The organism is Sciscionella marina DSM 45152 (genome assembly GCF_000379465.1).
Classification (GTDB): Bacteria; Actinomycetota; Actinomycetes; order Mycobacteriales; family Pseudonocardiaceae; genus Sciscionella; species Sciscionella marina.
Window position 1 is genome coordinate 422,805 of record NZ_KB905380.1, and the last position, 16,233, is coordinate 439,037.

Here is a 16,233-nt window from a genome sequence, read left to right on the forward strand (position 1 = left end):
GGCAACGGCGAGGCGCTCACCGCGCCGGCCGGGGGTTCGGATCGCACAGGACTGCAGGGGCCGCCGATGTTCCGCGAGGCGGTCCGCTCGCTGGTGTCCTACAAGCCGCGCACCGAGATCAGCCTCAAGCGGATCAAGGCACCGCAGCGGCTCGCGCCCTACGCTTTCGGCATCGGCTGCGAGATCGACGGACCGGGCGAGGACGAGGAGGACGCGGCGACCGCGCGGCTGATCCTGCTGCACGATCCGGACGGGCAGGAGTCCTGGGACGGGGTGCTGCGACTGGTCGGTTTCCTGCGCGCGGACGTGGACAGCGAGCTCGCCGCCGACCCGCTGCTGCCCGAGGTCGGCTGGTCCTGGCTCACCGAGGGCCTCGAACAGTACGGGGCCTCGTTCGCCGCACTCGGCGGAACCGTCACCCAGACCACCTCGGCGCGGTTCGGTGACATCGCGGGCCCGGAGCACGCCTGCGATCTCGAGGTGCGAGCCTCCTGGACCCCGCTCGGCACCGATCTGGCCGCGCACACCGAGGCGTTCTGCGGCCTGCTGGCGAGCGCGGTGGGGCTGCCGCCGGTCGGGATCTCGATGCTTTCCCAGCGCGACGGCAGCCGCTGAACCTCGCTCAGCCCGTTACCTCCGCCAGTGCTTCGACCACCGCGGCGAACCCGGGCGAGCCGGGTGCGACGAGGTCGAAGTGGTCCGCCCCGGGCACGGTGCGCAGGTGTACGCCGAACCGCTCGGCATAACGCGCGCTGAACGCGTGCGGTACCCGGTCGTCGGCGTCGCCGTGCACCAGCACGGTGCGGGCCCCCGGCGGCCCCTGACGCAGTGGGTCGGCCGCCGCGTACGCCTCGGGCAGCTGCGCGGGTTCGCCGCCCATGAACTCCTGTGCCGCGCCCTCGTCCAGGCGCTGCCGCGCGGTCTCGGCGAGATCGCTGACCGCGGCCAGGGCGAGGATCCCGGTGATCCCCTCGTGCGCCGCGAGCAGCGCGAGGTGCCCGCCCGCGGAATGCCCGAGCAGCACCGTCCCGGCCCCGGTCCGCCCCGGCGCCGCCTCCTCGATCAGTGCGGGAAGGACGTGCACGGCCGCGCGCACGTCCTCGGCGGTCCCCGGCCAGCCACCATCGGGCTGACCGCTGCGGTGGTACTCCACGTTCGCGGTGAGGTACCCGCGGGCGGTCAGTTCGGCGCACAGCGGCCCCAGGTAGCCGCGGTCGTGCTTGGCCCGCCAATACCCGCCGTGCAGCACCAGAACGAGCGGAGCCGGCCCGGTCCCCTCGGGAAGGCGTACCTCGGCCACTCGCTCCGGTCCCGGCCCGTAGGCGAGCAAAAAATCGGGTTCGGGCACCGGTCCACGGGTGGCCGGGTCGAGGATCCAGCGCGCGCCCCCGGCCATCAGTGGCTCGCCGCGGATTCGGCCTCGGCCAGCACCCGCAGCGCGTTCTCCCCGGCCAGTTTGCCGAGGTCGGTGCGCGACCAGCCGCGATCGGCGAGGGTGTCGAACAGCAGCCGGTAACCGGTGACGTCCTCGAGCCCGCGCGGCTGGGCCGCGACCCCGTCGTAGTCCCCGCCGAGGCCGATGTGCTCGATCCCGGCCACCTCCCGCACGTGGTCGAGGTGTTCGAGCACGTCCTCCAGCGTGGCCTGGGGCCGCGGCGGGCCGTCCCAGGTCTCGATGAAGGCACCGCGCCGTCCGAGGTCGACGTAGCGGTCACCGGCCGCGTCCATCGCCGCGCGCACCTGCTCGTCCCAGGCGGCGATCTCCTTCGAGACGAACCCGGGCACGAAGCTGACCATGCACACCCCGCCGTTCCCGGCCATGGTGCCGAGCACGTCGTCCGGGACGTTGCGCGGGGAGTTGGTCACCGCCTTGGCACAGGAGTGGCTGAAGATCACCGGGGCCGAGCTCACCTCGAGCGCGTCCCGCATCGTCGACTCGGCGACGTGCGAGAGGTCCACGAGCATGCCGAGCGCGTTCATCTCCGCGACCACCCGGCGGCCGAACTCGGTGAGCCCGCCGTGCGCGGGCTCGTCGGTGGCCGAATCGGCCCAGCCGGTGTTCTCGTTGTGGGTCAGTGTCATGTACCGCACACCGAGCCGGTAGAGCGCGCGCAGCACGGCCAGCGAGTCGTCGATGCAGTGCCCGCCCTCGGCGCCGAGCAGCGAGGCGAGCCTGCCGGAGGCGAAGACCTCGCGCGCCTCGGCGGCGGTGGTCGCCAGGCCGAGCCGCTCCGGATAGCGGCGGACCATCGCGTGCGCCAGCTCGATCTGCTGGAGCACCGCGGTCACCGCGCTGGAGCCGGTGTAGGAACAGGGCACGTACACCGACCAGAACTGGGCACCGAGCCCGCCCTCGGCCGCCCGCACCAGGTCGGTGTGCAGTTCGGGGTGGGCCTGCCGCAGATCGGTGTCCAGGTCGAGCTCGCCGAGCCGGGTGACCGCGTCCGGGCCGAACATCTCGCGCAGCGCCCACGGCAGATCGTTGTGCCCGTCTACCAAGGGTGTGACGCGAAGCACCTCACTTCCGGTGCCGCTCTCCCCCGTGTGAACCGAATTGTCGATCGCTGATTGAGGCATGTCGTCAGCCAAGCTCCTCGCGTTACAGGTAAACACATTTGTCGCTCAAATGTGTGAATCTACCGGCATCTTCACTCAAACTATTTCGTACAGATTGGCCCGGGCGCATGTCATTAGGCCGCTTGGGGGGCTACTCTTCTCCGCTATCGGCACCACTTTCGGTCGATCAGTGGCGCGGCTGGTTGGCCGAAAGACCCGGTGCGGTCGGGGGCACGACCGACTCCAGGGAGGTATGACGTGGCTGCCGTCGGATTACCCGACGCCGTCCGAAACACGACGACGGCCGGCAACACATTGTCGGCAAGCAATTTGGTCCCGCACCCGCGGGAAGAGCAATTCTCGGTGCTCGTTGTCGATGACCACCCGCTGCTGCGGGAAGCCATCGCGGCACGACTCGCCACTATGGGCGCCGGCGAGGTGCACGAGGCGGCCACGGTCGCCGAGGCAAGAGCGAGAGCCGTGGCCACCGGGCCGTGTGACCTCGCGATCCTCGATCTCGGGCTGCCGGACGGCAGCGGGATCGAACTGGTCACCGAACTGCGTACGCAGGCGTGGCCGCGGATCGTGGTGCTGGCCTCCTCGGACGATCCCTACGCCGTCCGCTCGGCCTTCCAGGCCGGAGCGCAGGCATACCTGCTCAAGTCGGCGTCCGCGGTCGTCGTCGTGGACGGGGTGCGGCGGGTGCTGGACGGCGGGGTCTACGCGGATCCATCCGTGGCTCCGCTGCTGGCCACGGGGTCTCGGGTGGCTGGCGCGGACCACTCGACCCGGGAGCTCTCCACCCGGGAGGTGGAGGTGCTCCAGCTCGTCGCGGACGGCCAGTCGAACAAAGAGATCGGTGAGACGCTGAGCCTTTCCTCGCTCACCGTCAAGTCGCATCTGTCCCGGGTCGGCAGGAAACTCGGCACCGGGGACCGGGCGCAGATGGTCGCGCTCGCCATGCGGGCCGGAGTGATCAGGTAAGGACGCTCGGCGATTCCCCAATATGGGGGGTATCGCCGGGAAATGAGCGTCCGAGCACATCACTCGGCCCCGGCGACGTAATGTCGCACACCGTGGGAGCAGTTTCCGAAGAACACGACCAGCAGGCGGCGACCCCGCTCACTGAACCGGAACACGGCGTTCCCGAGGTGATCGCCGATCCGGACGCACTCGCCGACGGAGTACGCACTCTGGAGGCGGGCGAGGGTCCGATCGCCGTGGACACCGAACGGGCGTCCGGGTACCGGTACTCACAGCGTGCGTACCTGATCCAGCTGCGCAGGACGGGCACACCGACCCTGCTCATCGATCCGGTCGCACTCGACGGTGAGCTCGACGGTCTCGTCGAGGCACTGGACGGTCCGGAATGGGTGCTGCACGCGGCATCCCAGGACCTGCCGTGCCTCGACGAGCTCGGGATGCGGCCTGCCCGGTTGTTCGACACGGAACTGGCCGCACGGTTGGCCGGCTACGAACGGGTCGCCCTCGGCACAATGGTCCGCATCCTGCTCGGCTACGAGCTGGAGAAGGGCCATTCGGCGGCGGACTGGTCACGACGACCGCTGCCGAAGGACTGGCTGGTCTATGCGGCACTCGACGTGGAACTGCTCATCGAACTGCGCGATCGACTCGAGGAGCAGCTGCGCGCGGCGGGCAAACTGGAGTGGGCACTCCAGGAGTTCGACGCGGTTCGCACGGCGCCACCACGCCCCCAGCGCCACGAACCGTGGCGGCGGACCTCCGGTATCCACCGGGTCCGTTCGCCGCGCAAACTCGCCGCGGTCCGCGAGCTCTGGCTCGCCCGCGAACAGCTCGCGGCCCGGCGCGATATCGCGCCGGGCCGCGTGCTGCCCGATTCGGCCATCGTGCAGGCCGCGACCGACGATCCCCGGGATGCGAGCGAACTGATCAAGCTCCCGGTGTTCCGCGGCCGGGCACAGCGGCGCAACGCGAACCTGTGGAGCGGGGCGCTGCAGCGGGCAAGGGAACTCGACGGCACCTCGCTGCCGAACTCCTCCCAGCAGCACGAGGGCCCGCCGCCGACCAACCGCTGGGCGGAACGCGATCCGGACGCGGCGGCTCGGCTCAGCGCGGCGCGCGAGGCGCTGAACTCGATCGCCGAACGCCATACCCTCCCGGTGGAGAATCTGCTGCTCCCCGATCTGGTGCGCAGGCTGTCCTGGCAGCCGCCCGAGCCCGTGGAACCGGAAACCGTCGCCGAGGCGCTGCGCGCGGGCGGGGCCCGTCCCTGGCAGGTCGAGCTCACCACCGGAGTGCTCACCACGGCGCTGCGGGAAACGGCGCCGGCTCAGCCGGGCAAGTAGTTCAGGTGGATGCCGTCCACGGAGTACATCCGCTCGTGACGGCCTTCGTAGAGCGCGGAGAGCCGCCGGAAATGACCGGTCATCGCCGCCTCGAAGTCGAGCTCCCCGGCGAGCAGCAGACCGGCCGCATCGAGCAGTTCCTCGAGGTCGCCCTCGATCCGGTCCGCGCACATGCTCGGTGACCGCGGACCCTGGTCATCGACCGGTTCCGGGTCGTCGAGCGAACCGTCGCCGAGAATGGGCCGGTAGCAAGGAAACCGCTGAATATCGGGCAGCACCGAATAGAACGGGACGCCGGGATTGAAGTAGTACTCCGGCCAGTGGTTCCCGGCGAGCACGAGCCACGGGGTGCCGACCGCGAGCGCGGTGAACCCGAAACCGGTGTGCGGGGAGAGCAGCATCGAGCAGCTGCGCAGCAGGGCGAGCTGTTCGGCGAGCGGCAGATCGAGATCGAGCCGCACCCCGTCCACCCGTTCGGCGAGCGCGGTGAACTCCTCGGCGGCGAAGCCGGTGCTGGTGCGCCCGTCGGCGGCGAGCTTGCCGAGTACCCGCAGCCGCACCTCGCCGAACCGGGCGCGCACCGCCCGCAGGATCCGCACCCAGGAGTCGAGCGTGGGATACAGCGAGCGTTCCGCACTGCCCGCGGGGAGCACGGCGATCTGCGGCACTCCCCCGGATTCCGGGACCGTCGCGGGCGGTTCGATCCGCAACCGTTCCCCCGGCCGGTATTCGGCCGAACCGTCGCCGACCACCCCGTGCCGCTTCCGTGCGCGGAAACGCTCACCCGCGAGGCGGTAGTAGCGCCCGAGTCCGGGAAAGAACTCGCACTGCCATTCCTGGTGGCCGCGCGCATCGTCGAACACCCAGTCCCAGTCCCGGGGGATGTGCGCGAGCACGTCCGCCTCCGGTGGTTCGAACACGTCGATGTCCACCGTGTACACCTCGTCCACGTCCGCACACCAGTGCGCGAGCTCGGCCGGGGTATTGGCGTTCAGCACCACACCGACCCGCCGCCGGGGATCGGCGCGCTTGTAGCCGAGGCAGTACTGCAGCGCTTCGATGGCGTGCCCGACCGGATGGCAGTAGACGAAGTCGACCAGTACCGATTCGCTCATGAATACCTCGGAAGCTCACCGGGGAGCAGAGCCGTGGTGCCGCCGTTGACTGCGATCGTCTCGCCGTTGACGAAGGCGGAATCGCTCCCGGCGAGGAACGCGACCACCCCGGCGATCTCGTCCGGCACGCACAATCGGCGCAGCGGCTGGGCGTCCAGCATGGGGCCACGGACCTCGGGTTTGGCGAGGTGTTCGGCGCTCACCGGGATCTCCACGGCACCCGGCTCGACCACATTGCACCGGATCCCCCGCGGGCCCCACTCCACCGCTGCCGCCCGCGCCAGGCTGGCCAGGCCGGCCTTCGAGGCCGCATAGGGTGCCGCCCCGGCGACCGCGCGATCGGCCTGAACCGAGCCGATGAGCACGATCGAGGCGGCGCGCCCGCCCTCGGCGACCCGGACCGCGGCCTCCCAGGCGGAGAGCAGGCCCACATCGAGCACCCGCAGCCAGTCCTCGCGGCGCAGCTCCTCGAGCGGAGCACGCACCCAGTGATAGACACCGTGCACCAGCACATCGACCGGACCGGCGAAGGCCTCGTCGAGTACCTCGGCCGCGGTGCAGTCCCCCTGTACCGGGCGGCAGTCCGGAAGCTCGCGCACCCGTTCGTCGGCATCCACGGCGACGACGCGGTACCCGTCGGCGGCCAGCCTGCGCACACAGGCCGAGCCGATCCCGCCCGCGGCACCGACCACAACGGCGGTTCGAGTCATGGGGGAACTCTAGCGTGCCTCGTGTGGTCCTCGTCCGTCGCGAGCAGGACATGGGGCCACAGGAGGCACGCTTCGCTAGGGCGCCGCGGGCAGGCGAGCGAATACTTCCAGCCCGCCGCCCTCGACCGGAATCCCGGAAACCTCCCCGCCGTGCGCCTGCACGATCGCGCGCACGATCGAGAGCCCGAGACCGGCCCCGCCGCGGGCGGTGCGGGCGACCCCCGCCCTGCGGAACGGCTCGAACAGCGCGGTGATCTCTTCGGCGGCGATGGGCGGACCGGAGGAGGCGACCCGCAGCTCGGTCCAGTGCTCGTCGGACACCAATCGCACCCGGATCCAGCCCTGGTCCATGTTGTGCCGGATGGCGTTCTCCAGCAGATTGCCCGCCACGCGTTCCAGCAGCGAGGGATCGCCGACCGTGGAGGCGGGCGGGGTGTCGAACACGACCTCGAGTTCCCGTTCGGCGGCCATGTCCTGCACGGCGCGCCAGGCACTCGCCACGAGCACCGCCATGTCGACCGGCTCGTGCACCGCGATCCCGGTCCCATCGGTGCGGGCGAGCAGCAGCAGCGCCTCGACCAGCTGCTCGGACCGGTCCGAGGCGCCGCGCACCACCTCGGCCATCCGGCGCAGCTCGGCGGCGTTCGCCTGCGGATCGGAGAGTGTGACGTCCAGTTCGGTGCGGATCACCGAGAGTGGGGTGCGCAGTTCGTGGCTGGCGTTCGCGACGAAGCGCTGTTGCGAGTCGAAGGTGGCCTGCAACCGGTCGAGCATCGCGTCGAAGGTGTCCGCGAGCTCGGCCACCTCATCGCGCGGGCCGTCCAGCCGGATGCGTTCCCCGAGCGAGCTCGCCGAGAGGGTGCGCGCGGTGGCGGTCACCTCGTGTAGCGGGCGCAGCAGCCTGCCGGTCAGGGTCCAGGCGAGCAGCGCGGCCGCGATGACGACCAGGCCGACCGCCACTCCCCCGTCCCGCAGCACCTCGGTGCGCGCATGGCCGGCGAGCGCGGCCGCGAGCTGATCCGCGGTGACGTCGTAGCCGTCGACCTGGACGACCTCACCGTCCGGCAGCCGTGGCACCGCCTGCATGACGTTCCCGGCGAGCATCCAGCCAAGCCACAGCAACACCAGGCTGACCAGCGCCACCAGACCGGTCGCGAGCACGGTGAGCCGTGCCCGGAGCCCGAATCCACCACGCCGGGGTGATTGGCTCAACCGGCTCACTCAACCTGCCGTACCGGTTCGGCGACCCGGTATCCGGAGCCGACCACCGTGTCGATCACGCCCGGCTCACCGAGCTTCTTACGCAGCGTCATCACGGTCACCCGGACCGTGGTGGTGAACGGGTCGGCGTTCTCGTCCCAGACCCGTTCGAGCAGTTCCTCGCTGGACACCACCGAACCGCCCGCGCAGAGCAGCACCTCGAGCACCCCGAACTCCTTGCGGGTCAGCTCGATCGGTTCCCCCTTGCGCGTGACGACCCGCTTGGCCGGGTCCAGCCGCAGGTCACCGGCCGCGAGCAGGGGCGGGGTCGCCGGGGTGGCCCGCCTGCCGAGCGCGCGCACCCGCGCGACGAGCTCGGGAAAGGCGAAGGGCTTGGCCAGGTAGTCGTCCGCGCCGAGGGAGAGCCCGTCCACCCGGTCGGTGACCGAGCCGCTCGCGGTGAGCATCAGCACCCTGGTCAGCGCGCCGGAGTTGACGATGTCCCGGCAGATGTCGTCCCCGGAGACGCCGGGCAGGTCCCGATCGAGCAGCACGACGTCGTAGCGGGTGACACTGGCCTTCTCGCTGCCGGTCGTACCGTCGGTAGCGACATCGACGGCCATGCCTTCCCTGCGCAACCCGCGGGCGATGGCCTCGGCGAGCGCTTCTTCATCCTCAACTACCAGAATCCGCACGTTTCCACCGTGCCACAGTCACCCTGTGTATTGCCGCCTTCTGGGCAGGTCATCAGGGTTTTCTCAGTGACGATTCAGCTGTTCGGCAGGAATCCAGGTGGTCCGCGGACCACTCGGTGATCTGGCGCGCCACATCCTGGGCGGTCAGGCCGAGCCCGGCGAGCACCTCCGAGCGCGAACCGTGATCGTGGAACCGCTGTGGGATCGCGAGGTCGAGCAGCGGCACCTCGACACGGGCATCGCGCAGCGCTGCGGCCAGCGCCGTGCCGAAGCCCCCGTGCCGTCCGCTGTCCTCGACGCTGGCCACGCAGGTGTGCCGGGCCGCGAGCTCGGTGAGGGCCTCGGGCACCGGAAGCACCCAGCGCGGATCGACCACGGTGACCCCGATGCCCTGCGCGGCCAGCAGCTCCCCGGCGAGCACGGCGAGTTCACCGAACCCGCCGATCGCGACGAGCAGCACATCCGCCGTCTCCGATTCGCGCAGCACGTCGACCCCGCCCACGCGGCGCACCGCGGGCACCGATTCCGGCGCGGTCCCGCGCACCAGGCGCAGCGCGCCCGGTCCGTCCGAGATCTCGATCGCCTCGGTGAACTCCTCGGCGAGGGTCACCGCGTCCCGCGGTGCGGCGACCCGCATCCCGGGGATCATGCCGAGCAGCGACAGGTCCCACATCCCGTGGTGCGAGGCACCGTCCGGACCGGTGATGCCCGCGCGGTCGAGTACCAGGGTCACCGGCTGCTTGTGCAGGGCGACATCCATGAGCAGCTGGTCGAAGGCGCGGTTGAGAAAGGTCGAGTAGAGCGCGACCACCGGGTGCATGCCGCCCATCGCGAGCCCCGCGGCCGAGGTCATCGCGTGTTGCTCGGCGATGCCCACGTCGATACAGCGCTGCGGGAAGGACTCGGCGAACTTGGAGAGGCCGGTGGAGCCCATCATCGCCGCGGTGATCGCCACCAGATCGGGGCGACGGTGCCCGGCCTCGTGCAGCGCATCGGCGAACAGCGAGGTCCAGCTGCGGCCGGTGCTCTTGCTCCCGCCCGCCGGGCCCACCTGGTGCATCTGGTCGGCCTCGTCGTCCTCGGCCGGGGCGTACCCGTTGCCCTTGCGGGTGACCACGTGCACGATCACCGGACCGCCGAAGGCCTTGGCCCGCGCGAGCCCGGCCTCGACCGCGTGCAGATCGTGCCCGTCGACCGGGCCGACGTACTTCAGGCCGAGATCGGTGAACATGGCCTGCGGGGCGAGTGCGTCCTTGATGCCCGCCTTCGCCGCGTGCAGCGCCTGATAGACCGGCTTGCCGAACACCGGGGTGGACAGCAGGGTGCGCCGCCCGGATTCGAGCGCCCGTTCGTAGCCGGGCTGCAGGCGCAGCGAGGCAAGATGATCGGCGACCCCGCCGATGGTCGGCGCGTAGGAGCGGCCGTTGTCGTTGACCACGATCACCACGGGACGGTTCGGGTCCGCGGCGATGTTGTTCAGCGCCTCCCAGCACATCCCGCCGGTCAGGGCGCCGTCCCCCACGACGGCCACCGCGTACCTGCGGCTGCCGCGCAACTGGAACGACCTGGCCAGCCCATCGGCGTAGGACAGCGCGGTGGACGCGTGCGAGTTCTCCACGAAGTCGTGCTCGCTCTCCGCCCGCGAGGGGTATCCGGAGATACCGCCCTGCTGGCGCAGCGAGTCGAACTCCTGCCAGCGGCCGGTGACGATCTTGTGCACGTACGACTGGTGCCCCACGTCGTAGAGGATCGCGTCGTGCGGGGAATCGAACACCCGGTGCAGCGCCATGGTCAGCTCGACGACCCCGAGGTTCGGCCCGAAGTGCCCTCCGGTCTCGGGCACCTTCTCCACGAGGAATTCCCGGATCTCACGGGCGAGCACCGTCAGCTCGGCATGCGTCATGCGCTTCAAGTCAGCAGGTCCGTGCACGGTTTCCAACAGGGTCACCGCCAGCTCACCTCGTCCCGTCCGGCGAATCGATTCACGTCGCGATCCAGCGTAATCCCTGACGCCAGCAGGGATACCAACCAGGCGCGCCGGATGTGAGCACGCTATCGATGCGGCAACCGGACCCGATCGACGCTCAGGACGCCAGCGCTGTGGCGAACAGCGAACGCAGCCATTCCCGCGAGGGCACCGACTCGCTGAGGCTCAGCTGCACCAGCAGGCCGCACACGGCCACCGCGATCAACTGCCCGGTGATCTCATCGGTGCATCCGACGAAGATCCGGGTCAGTTCCGCGTCCCAGGCCTCGCTCGCCGAGCGCAGGGACGGCCGGTGCAGGGCCGCGGTGTACAGCGCGTAGCCCACGATGGTCTCGTCGCGCTGGGTGGTGACCGATTCGAGGACCAGGTCCGCGAGCGCGGTGGGGATGTCGGGGTAGCCGTCGAGACCGGCCGCCCAGCGCTCGACCTGGGCGACGTTGTCCTGGGTGGCCCGCAGCAGGGCGAGCTCGAGCAGATCGTCCAGGGTCGCGAAGTGGTAGGTGGTCGACCCGAGCGGCACCCCGGCCTCCGCCGCGACCTTGCGGTGGGTCAGATCCGCCACCCCGTGCTTGGCGATCACCGCGATCGCCGCACGGGCGATGCGCTCCCGCCGCGCCGGATCGTAGGCACGGCGGCGCCCACCACCCTGCACCCGTTCAGCAGTCACTACAGGTAACTCCTCATCACCGACCGCAATAAATCCGCACAATTCCCGACTATATCCAATGTCGTTGTGGACATATGTACGTAGGCAGTGTACAAATGTACGCAACCTGATCGCCGTCCGAACAGACACGCTGAAACAGGAAGAAGTTATCGCCTTGACGACTGAAAGCTGCCTATACGCGCGTCGTCTTTCGTCCGGGGCCGCCGCAGGGCCACGGCCTTCGTCACCGCCATTTTCCGCGCCCGTGCGCGCGAGACACGGCAGTTGAAACAAATCCACGAAACCGCAGTTCAAACCGCGAAAACGACGATGCGAAACGGCTGAGAATCAGCCTCGAGAACGGCACTCCATCCGGAGTCTGTGCGCGAGAAAGGAATACTTCATGCCCGAACTTCACATCGATGGCAGCTGGCGCGCGGCAATCGGCGGCGCCACGCGCGAGATCCGCTGTCCCGCGGACGGGTCGCTCGTCGCCACGGTCGATGAGGGAGACGAGCGGGACACCGAGGCCGCGATCGCCGCGGCGCGGCGCACCTTCGATGCCGGTGAGTGGCCGGCGACCCCGGCCGCGGAGCGCGGTGCGCTGCTGCTGCGCGTCGCCGACGGGATCGAGCGGGACACCGAGGAATACGCGCGCGCCGAGTCCCTGGACACCGGGAAGCGCATCGTGGAATCGCGCTATGACATGGCCGATATCGTGGCCTGTTTCCGGTACTTCGGCACGCTCGCCGCGCACGACGCGGGCCGGGTGGTGGACGCCGGTTCCGCGGATGTGGCCTCGCGGATCGTGCACGAACCGGTCGGCGTGTGCGGGCTGATCACGCCGTGGAACTACCCGCTGCTGCAGGTCGCCTGGAAGGTGGCGCCCGCGATCGCCGCCGGGAACACCTTCGTGCTCAAGCCTTCCGAGCTCACCCCGCACACCGCGATCCTGCTGCTGCGCACGCTCATCGAGGCCGGACTGCCCGCCGGGGTGGCCAACCTGGTGCTCGGTTCCGGGGCCAAGGCGGGCGCGCCGCTGTCCTCGCACCCGGACGTGGACCTGGTCTCGTTCACCGGCGGGCTGCACACCGGGCGCGCGATCGCGGCCTCCGCGGCGGTGACGGTGAAAAAGGTCGCCCTCGAACTCGGCGGCAAGAATCCGAATATCGTGTTCGCCGACGCCGATTTCGACACCGCCATCGATTTCGCGCTCACCGCGGTGTTCCTGCATTCCGGCCAGGTGTGTTCGGCCGGTGCACGGCTGATCGTGCAGGAATCGCTGCACGATCGGTTCGTCGAGGAACTCGTACGGCGTGCCGAACAGATCCGGCTCGGCGGCCCGTTCGACGAACAGGCCGAGACCGGACCGCTGATCTCCGCGGCACACCGGGAAAAGGTGGAGAACTACGTGGCCGCCGCGATCGTCGAGGGCGCGAAACTGCGCACCGGTGGCGCGCGGCCGGAGAGTCCCGCGCTGGCCGACGGCTTCTACTACCTGCCGACGATTCTCGATGGCGTGGCGCAGGGATCGCACGCGGTCACCGAGGAATCCTTCGGGCCGGTGCTCACCGTGGAGACCTTCACCGACGAGGACGACGCGGTGCGGATCGCGAACGACACCATCTACGGGCTGGCCGGCGGGGTGTTCAGCACGGACACCGACAAGGCGCAGCGGGTGGCCGCGCGGCTGCGGCACGGCACGATCTGGATCAACGATTTCCACCCGTATCTCCCGCAGGCCGAATGGGGCGGGTACAAGCAGTCCGGAATCGGCAGGGAACTCGGTCCGGGCGGGCTCGGTGAATACGTCGAGACCAAGCACGTCTACCACAATCTGCGACCAGGTCCCGGTCACTGGTTCTCCGGAGGCCCGGCGTGACCGTCGAGAAAACCACCACGAACGAGAGCGATCTGCGGGAATTCGGTTATTCGAGCTCGCTGAAGCGGACGCTGGGAAGTTTTCACACCTTCGCCGCCGGCATCTCCTACATCTCGGTGCTCACCGGGACGTTCCAGATGTCCTATCTCGGCATCTCCCAGGGCGGACCGGCCTACTGGTGGGGCTGGCCGCTCGTGTTCATCGGCCAGTTGATGGTCGCGCTGAGCTTCGCGGAACTGTCCGGGAAATATGCCGTGGCCGGTTCGGTCTACAACTGGACGAAAAAACTCGCGAATCCGCACATCGGCTGGCTCGCGGGCTGGATGATGCTGCTCGCCTCGATCGTCTCGATCGCCGCGACCGCGCTCGCCTATCAGAAGACCCTCCCGCAGATCTGGGAGGGCTTCCAGATCATCGGCGGAACGCATCCGAGCCCGACCCAGGATTCGGCGAACGGCGTGCTGCTCGCCACGATCCTGATCGTGTTCACCACCGTGGTGAACGCGTTCGGCGTGAAACTCATGGCACGCATCAATTCCACCGGCGTGTTCATCGAGTTGGTGGCCGCGGTGCTACTGATCGTGCTGCTGCTGTTCCAGGCGGTGCGCGGGCCCAGTGTGGTCACCGAGACGCACAACACCGGCGCGGGATACTCCTCCGGTTATCTCGGTGCGTTCCTGGTCGCGATCATCGCCTCGAGTTACGTGATGTACGGATTCGACACCGCGGCCTCGCTCGGTGAGGAATCCTTGAATCCGCGCAAGAACGCGCCGAAGGCGATCCTGCGTTCGCTGATCGCCTCGTTCGTGCTCGGCGGGCTGATCATCCTGTTCGCGCTCATGGCGGTGCGCAACATCAACGCCCCGGAACTGGGCTCGGTCGGACTGCAGTACGTGCTCACCGACGCGCTCGGCCCGTGGATCGGACGGGTGTTCCTCGCGGCCTCGTTCATCGTGATCACCGTCTGCGTGCTCGCCGTGCACACCGCGGCGATCCGGATGGCCTTCGCGATGGCGCGGGACAACGCGCTTCCCGCGGGCTCGAAACTCGCCACGGTGAGCAAGAAGTTCGGCACCCCGATCGTCCCCGCGGTCGTGATCGGCGTGCTCGCGGTCGCCCTCCTCGTGCTCAACGTCGGGCAGCCGCAGATCTTCTCCGCGGTCACCAGTCTCGCGGTGATCCTGATCTACCTCTCCTATCTGCTGGTGACCGTGCCGATGCTGATCGCGCGGATTCGCGGTCGCTGGTCGAGCAAACGGGAACCCGGCCGGTTCTCGCTCGGCAAGTTCGGGTTCATCGTGAACCTGCTCGGCGTGGTGTGGGGAACCGCCATGGTGATCAACCTCGCCTGGCCGCGCAACGAGATCTACAACGCCTCCCCGCCGTACCACTGGTACCTGCAGTGGATGGCCGTGATCTTCGTCGTCGGCGCCGCGGGCATCGGCTTCGCGTACTACTGGTTCGTGCAGCGCCACAAGACCGGCATTCTCGCCGCACACGCGGCGAGCACGGACGCGATCGAGGACGAAAACCTTGAAAAGGAAGGAAAGTGAAATGGCCGAGTTCGATTACGTCGTGGTCGGCGGTGGCACCGCCGGATCCGTCGTCGCCGCCCGCCTTTCCGAGGACCCGGACGTCTCGGTATGCCTCGTCGAAGCCGGACCGTCCGATGAGGACACTCCGGCGGTATTGCGCCTGACGGACTGGATGGCGCTGCTGGAATCCGGATTCGACTGGGATTACCCGATCGAGCCGCAGGAGAACGGGAACTCCTTCATGCGTCACGCGCGCGCCAAGGTGCTCGGCGGCTGCTCCTCGCACAACTCCGCGATCGCGTTCTGGGCTCCCCAAGAGGATTTCGACGAGTGGGAGTCCCTCGGCCTTGCCGGCTGGGGCTCGCGCGAGATGTTCCCGCTCTACCAGCGCCTGGAGAACAACGACTCCCCCGCCGAGCACCACGGCCACGACGGACCGGTGCGGCTGCGTTCGGTGCCGCCGAAGGACCCGGCCGGTGTCGCCCTGCTGCAGGCCTGTGAGCAGGCGGGCATCCCGATCACCGAGTTCAACAGCGGGCGCACCGTCACCAACGGGGCGAACTGGTTCCAGATCAACTGCTTCGAGGACGGCACCCGCGCCTCGGCCTCGGTCTCCTACCTGCACCCGATCCTGGGCAAACGCCCGAATCTGGAGCTGCGTGCCGGACGGCGGGCCAGGAAACTGCGCTTCGAGGGCAAGCGGTGCACCGGGGTGGATGTCCTCGCCCCGGACCAGTTGCACACCGAGACCATCACCGCGCGCCGCGAGGTGATCGTGTCCTCCGGGGCGATCGACACCCCCAAGCTGCTGATGCTCTCCGGTATCGGACCGGCGGCACACCTGCGTGAGCACGGCATCGAGGTGCTCGCCGACTCCCCTGGCGTGGGTTCCAACCTGCAGGACCACCCGGAGGGCTTGGTGCAGTGGGAGGCGACCGAGCCGATGATCACCGAGTCCGAGCAGTGGTGGGAGATCGGCATCTTCACCACCACCGAGGAGGGCCTGGACCGCCCGGACCTGATGTTCCACTACGGTTCGGTGCCCTTCGACATGAACACCCTCCGGCACGGTTACCCGAGCACCGAGAACGGTTTTTGTCTCACCCCGAACGTGACGCGCAGCCGCTCGGTCGGCACGGTTCGCCTGCGCACCAAGGACTTCCGGGACAAGCCCATGGTGGATCCGCGCTATTTCACCGATGAGCACGACATGCGCGTGATGACCTACGGCGTGCGGCTCGCGCGCGAGATCGTCAGCCAGTCCCCGATGGCCGAATGGGCGAAGGCCGAACTCGCCCCCGGTGTGGACACCCAGTCCGACGAGGAGATCGCCGACTACATCCGCAAGACGCACAACACCGTCTACCACCCCTCCTGCACGGTTCCCATGGGACCGGCCTCGGATCCGGACGCCCCGCTCGACGAGCGGCTGCGGGTGCGCGGGGTGGACGGACTGCGCGTGGCGGACGGCTCGGCGATGCCGTTCCTGGTCGCGGTGAATCCCTGCATCACCACGATGGCCATCGGTGAGAAGTGCTCGGACATGGTCAAGGCGGATCAATACTAAACCTTGACTTATA

The 16,233-nt window shown here is 69.2% G+C and carries 14 protein-coding genes; 6 read left to right on the forward strand and 8 right to left on the reverse strand.

Annotation, left to right across the window (positions count from 1 at the left end; genetic code table 11):
- Nucleotides 1-66 precede the first annotated feature (66 nt).
- On the forward strand, nt 67-615 hold the full coding sequence (locus A37U_RS0101940; RefSeq protein WP_026196780.1) for a DUF3000 domain-containing protein: 549 nt from the start codon (nt 67-69) through the stop codon (nt 613-615).
- A 7-nt stretch (nt 616-622) separates the two neighbouring features.
- Here the strand turns inward: A37U_RS0101940 and A37U_RS0101945 are convergent, their stop codons facing one another.
- Entirely contained in the window at nt 623-1,396 is a 774-nt protein-coding gene (locus A37U_RS0101945; protein WP_020494921.1) for an alpha/beta hydrolase family protein, read from the reverse strand.
- Complete coding sequence (locus A37U_RS0101950) at nt 1,396-2,577, reverse strand: dipeptidase (protein WP_020494922.1); 1,182 nt, start codon at nt 2,575-2,577, stop codon at nt 1,396-1,398. Before A37U_RS0101950 ends, A37U_RS0101945 begins: the two co-directional genes overlap by 1 nt.
- A 237-nt stretch (nt 2,578-2,814) precedes the next feature.
- Here A37U_RS0101950 and A37U_RS41965 point away from each other — a divergent pair, with 237 nt between their 5' ends.
- Together A37U_RS41965 and A37U_RS41970 are read left to right on the forward strand one after the other, a co-directional pair.
- Nucleotides 2,815-3,540 (forward strand): response regulator transcription factor, encoded by a 726-nt coding sequence (locus A37U_RS41965; RefSeq protein WP_040586411.1) that lies wholly within the window; start codon nt 2,815-2,817, stop codon nt 3,538-3,540.
- An 80-nt stretch (nt 3,541-3,620) separates the two neighbouring features.
- Entirely contained in the window at nt 3,621-4,883 is a 1,263-nt protein-coding gene (locus A37U_RS41970; protein ID WP_020494924.1) for an HRDC domain-containing protein, read from the forward strand.
- On the opposite strand, the gene A37U_RS0101965 is transcribed toward A37U_RS41970, so the two are convergent.
- The 6 genes from A37U_RS0101965 to A37U_RS0101990 form a co-directional block, all read right to left on the reverse strand.
- Nucleotides 4,868-5,998, reverse strand: a complete 1,131-nt coding sequence (locus A37U_RS0101965; protein WP_020494925.1) for a glycosyltransferase family 9 protein — start codon at nt 5,996-5,998, stop codon at nt 4,868-4,870. The genes A37U_RS41970 and A37U_RS0101965 overlap by 16 nt on opposite strands.
- Nucleotides 5,995-6,708: an SDR family NAD(P)-dependent oxidoreductase gene (locus A37U_RS0101970; protein WP_026196783.1), complete on the reverse strand. Its 714-nt coding sequence runs from the start codon at nt 6,706-6,708 to the stop codon at nt 5,995-5,997. Before A37U_RS0101970 ends, A37U_RS0101965 begins: the two co-directional genes overlap by 4 nt.
- 75 nt (nt 6,709-6,783) lie before the next feature.
- Entirely contained in the window at nt 6,784-7,929 is a 1,146-nt protein-coding gene (locus tag A37U_RS0101975; RefSeq protein ID WP_240437473.1) for a sensor histidine kinase, read from the reverse strand.
- A complete protein-coding gene (locus tag A37U_RS0101980; protein ID WP_020494928.1) occupies nt 7,926-8,603 on the reverse strand; it encodes a response regulator transcription factor in 678 nt (225 codons plus the stop codon). Before A37U_RS0101980 ends, A37U_RS0101975 begins: the two co-directional genes overlap by 4 nt.
- Before the next feature lie 52 nt (nt 8,604-8,655).
- On the reverse strand, nt 8,656-10,551 hold the full coding sequence (gene dxs, locus A37U_RS0101985) for a 1-deoxy-D-xylulose-5-phosphate synthase (RefSeq protein WP_020494929.1): 1,896 nt from the start codon (nt 10,549-10,551) through the stop codon (nt 8,656-8,658).
- A gap of 136 nt (nt 10,552-10,687) precedes the next feature.
- Nucleotides 10,688-11,257: a TetR/AcrR family transcriptional regulator gene (locus A37U_RS0101990; protein ID WP_051111529.1), complete on the reverse strand. Its 570-nt coding sequence runs from the start codon at nt 11,255-11,257 to the stop codon at nt 10,688-10,690.
- A gap of 382 nt (nt 11,258-11,639) precedes the next feature.
- Here A37U_RS0101990 and A37U_RS0101995 point away from each other — a divergent pair, with 382 nt between their 5' ends.
- From A37U_RS0101995 to A37U_RS0102005, 3 genes are read left to right on the forward strand one after another with little or no spacing between them, the layout of a single operon-like run.
- Nucleotides 11,640-13,118: an aldehyde dehydrogenase family protein gene (locus tag A37U_RS0101995; RefSeq protein ID WP_020494931.1), complete on the forward strand. Its 1,479-nt coding sequence runs from the start codon at nt 11,640-11,642 to the stop codon at nt 13,116-13,118.
- Nucleotides 13,115-14,671: an APC family permease gene (locus A37U_RS0102000; RefSeq protein ID WP_020494932.1), complete on the forward strand. Its 1,557-nt coding sequence runs from the start codon at nt 13,115-13,117 to the stop codon at nt 14,669-14,671. Before A37U_RS0101995 ends, A37U_RS0102000 begins: the two co-directional genes overlap by 4 nt.
- A 1-nt stretch (nt 14,672) precedes the next feature.
- Entirely contained in the window at nt 14,673-16,220 is a 1,548-nt protein-coding gene (locus tag A37U_RS0102005; protein WP_020494933.1) for a GMC family oxidoreductase, read from the forward strand.
- The last annotated feature ends 13 nt before the right edge of the window (nt 16,221-16,233 follow it).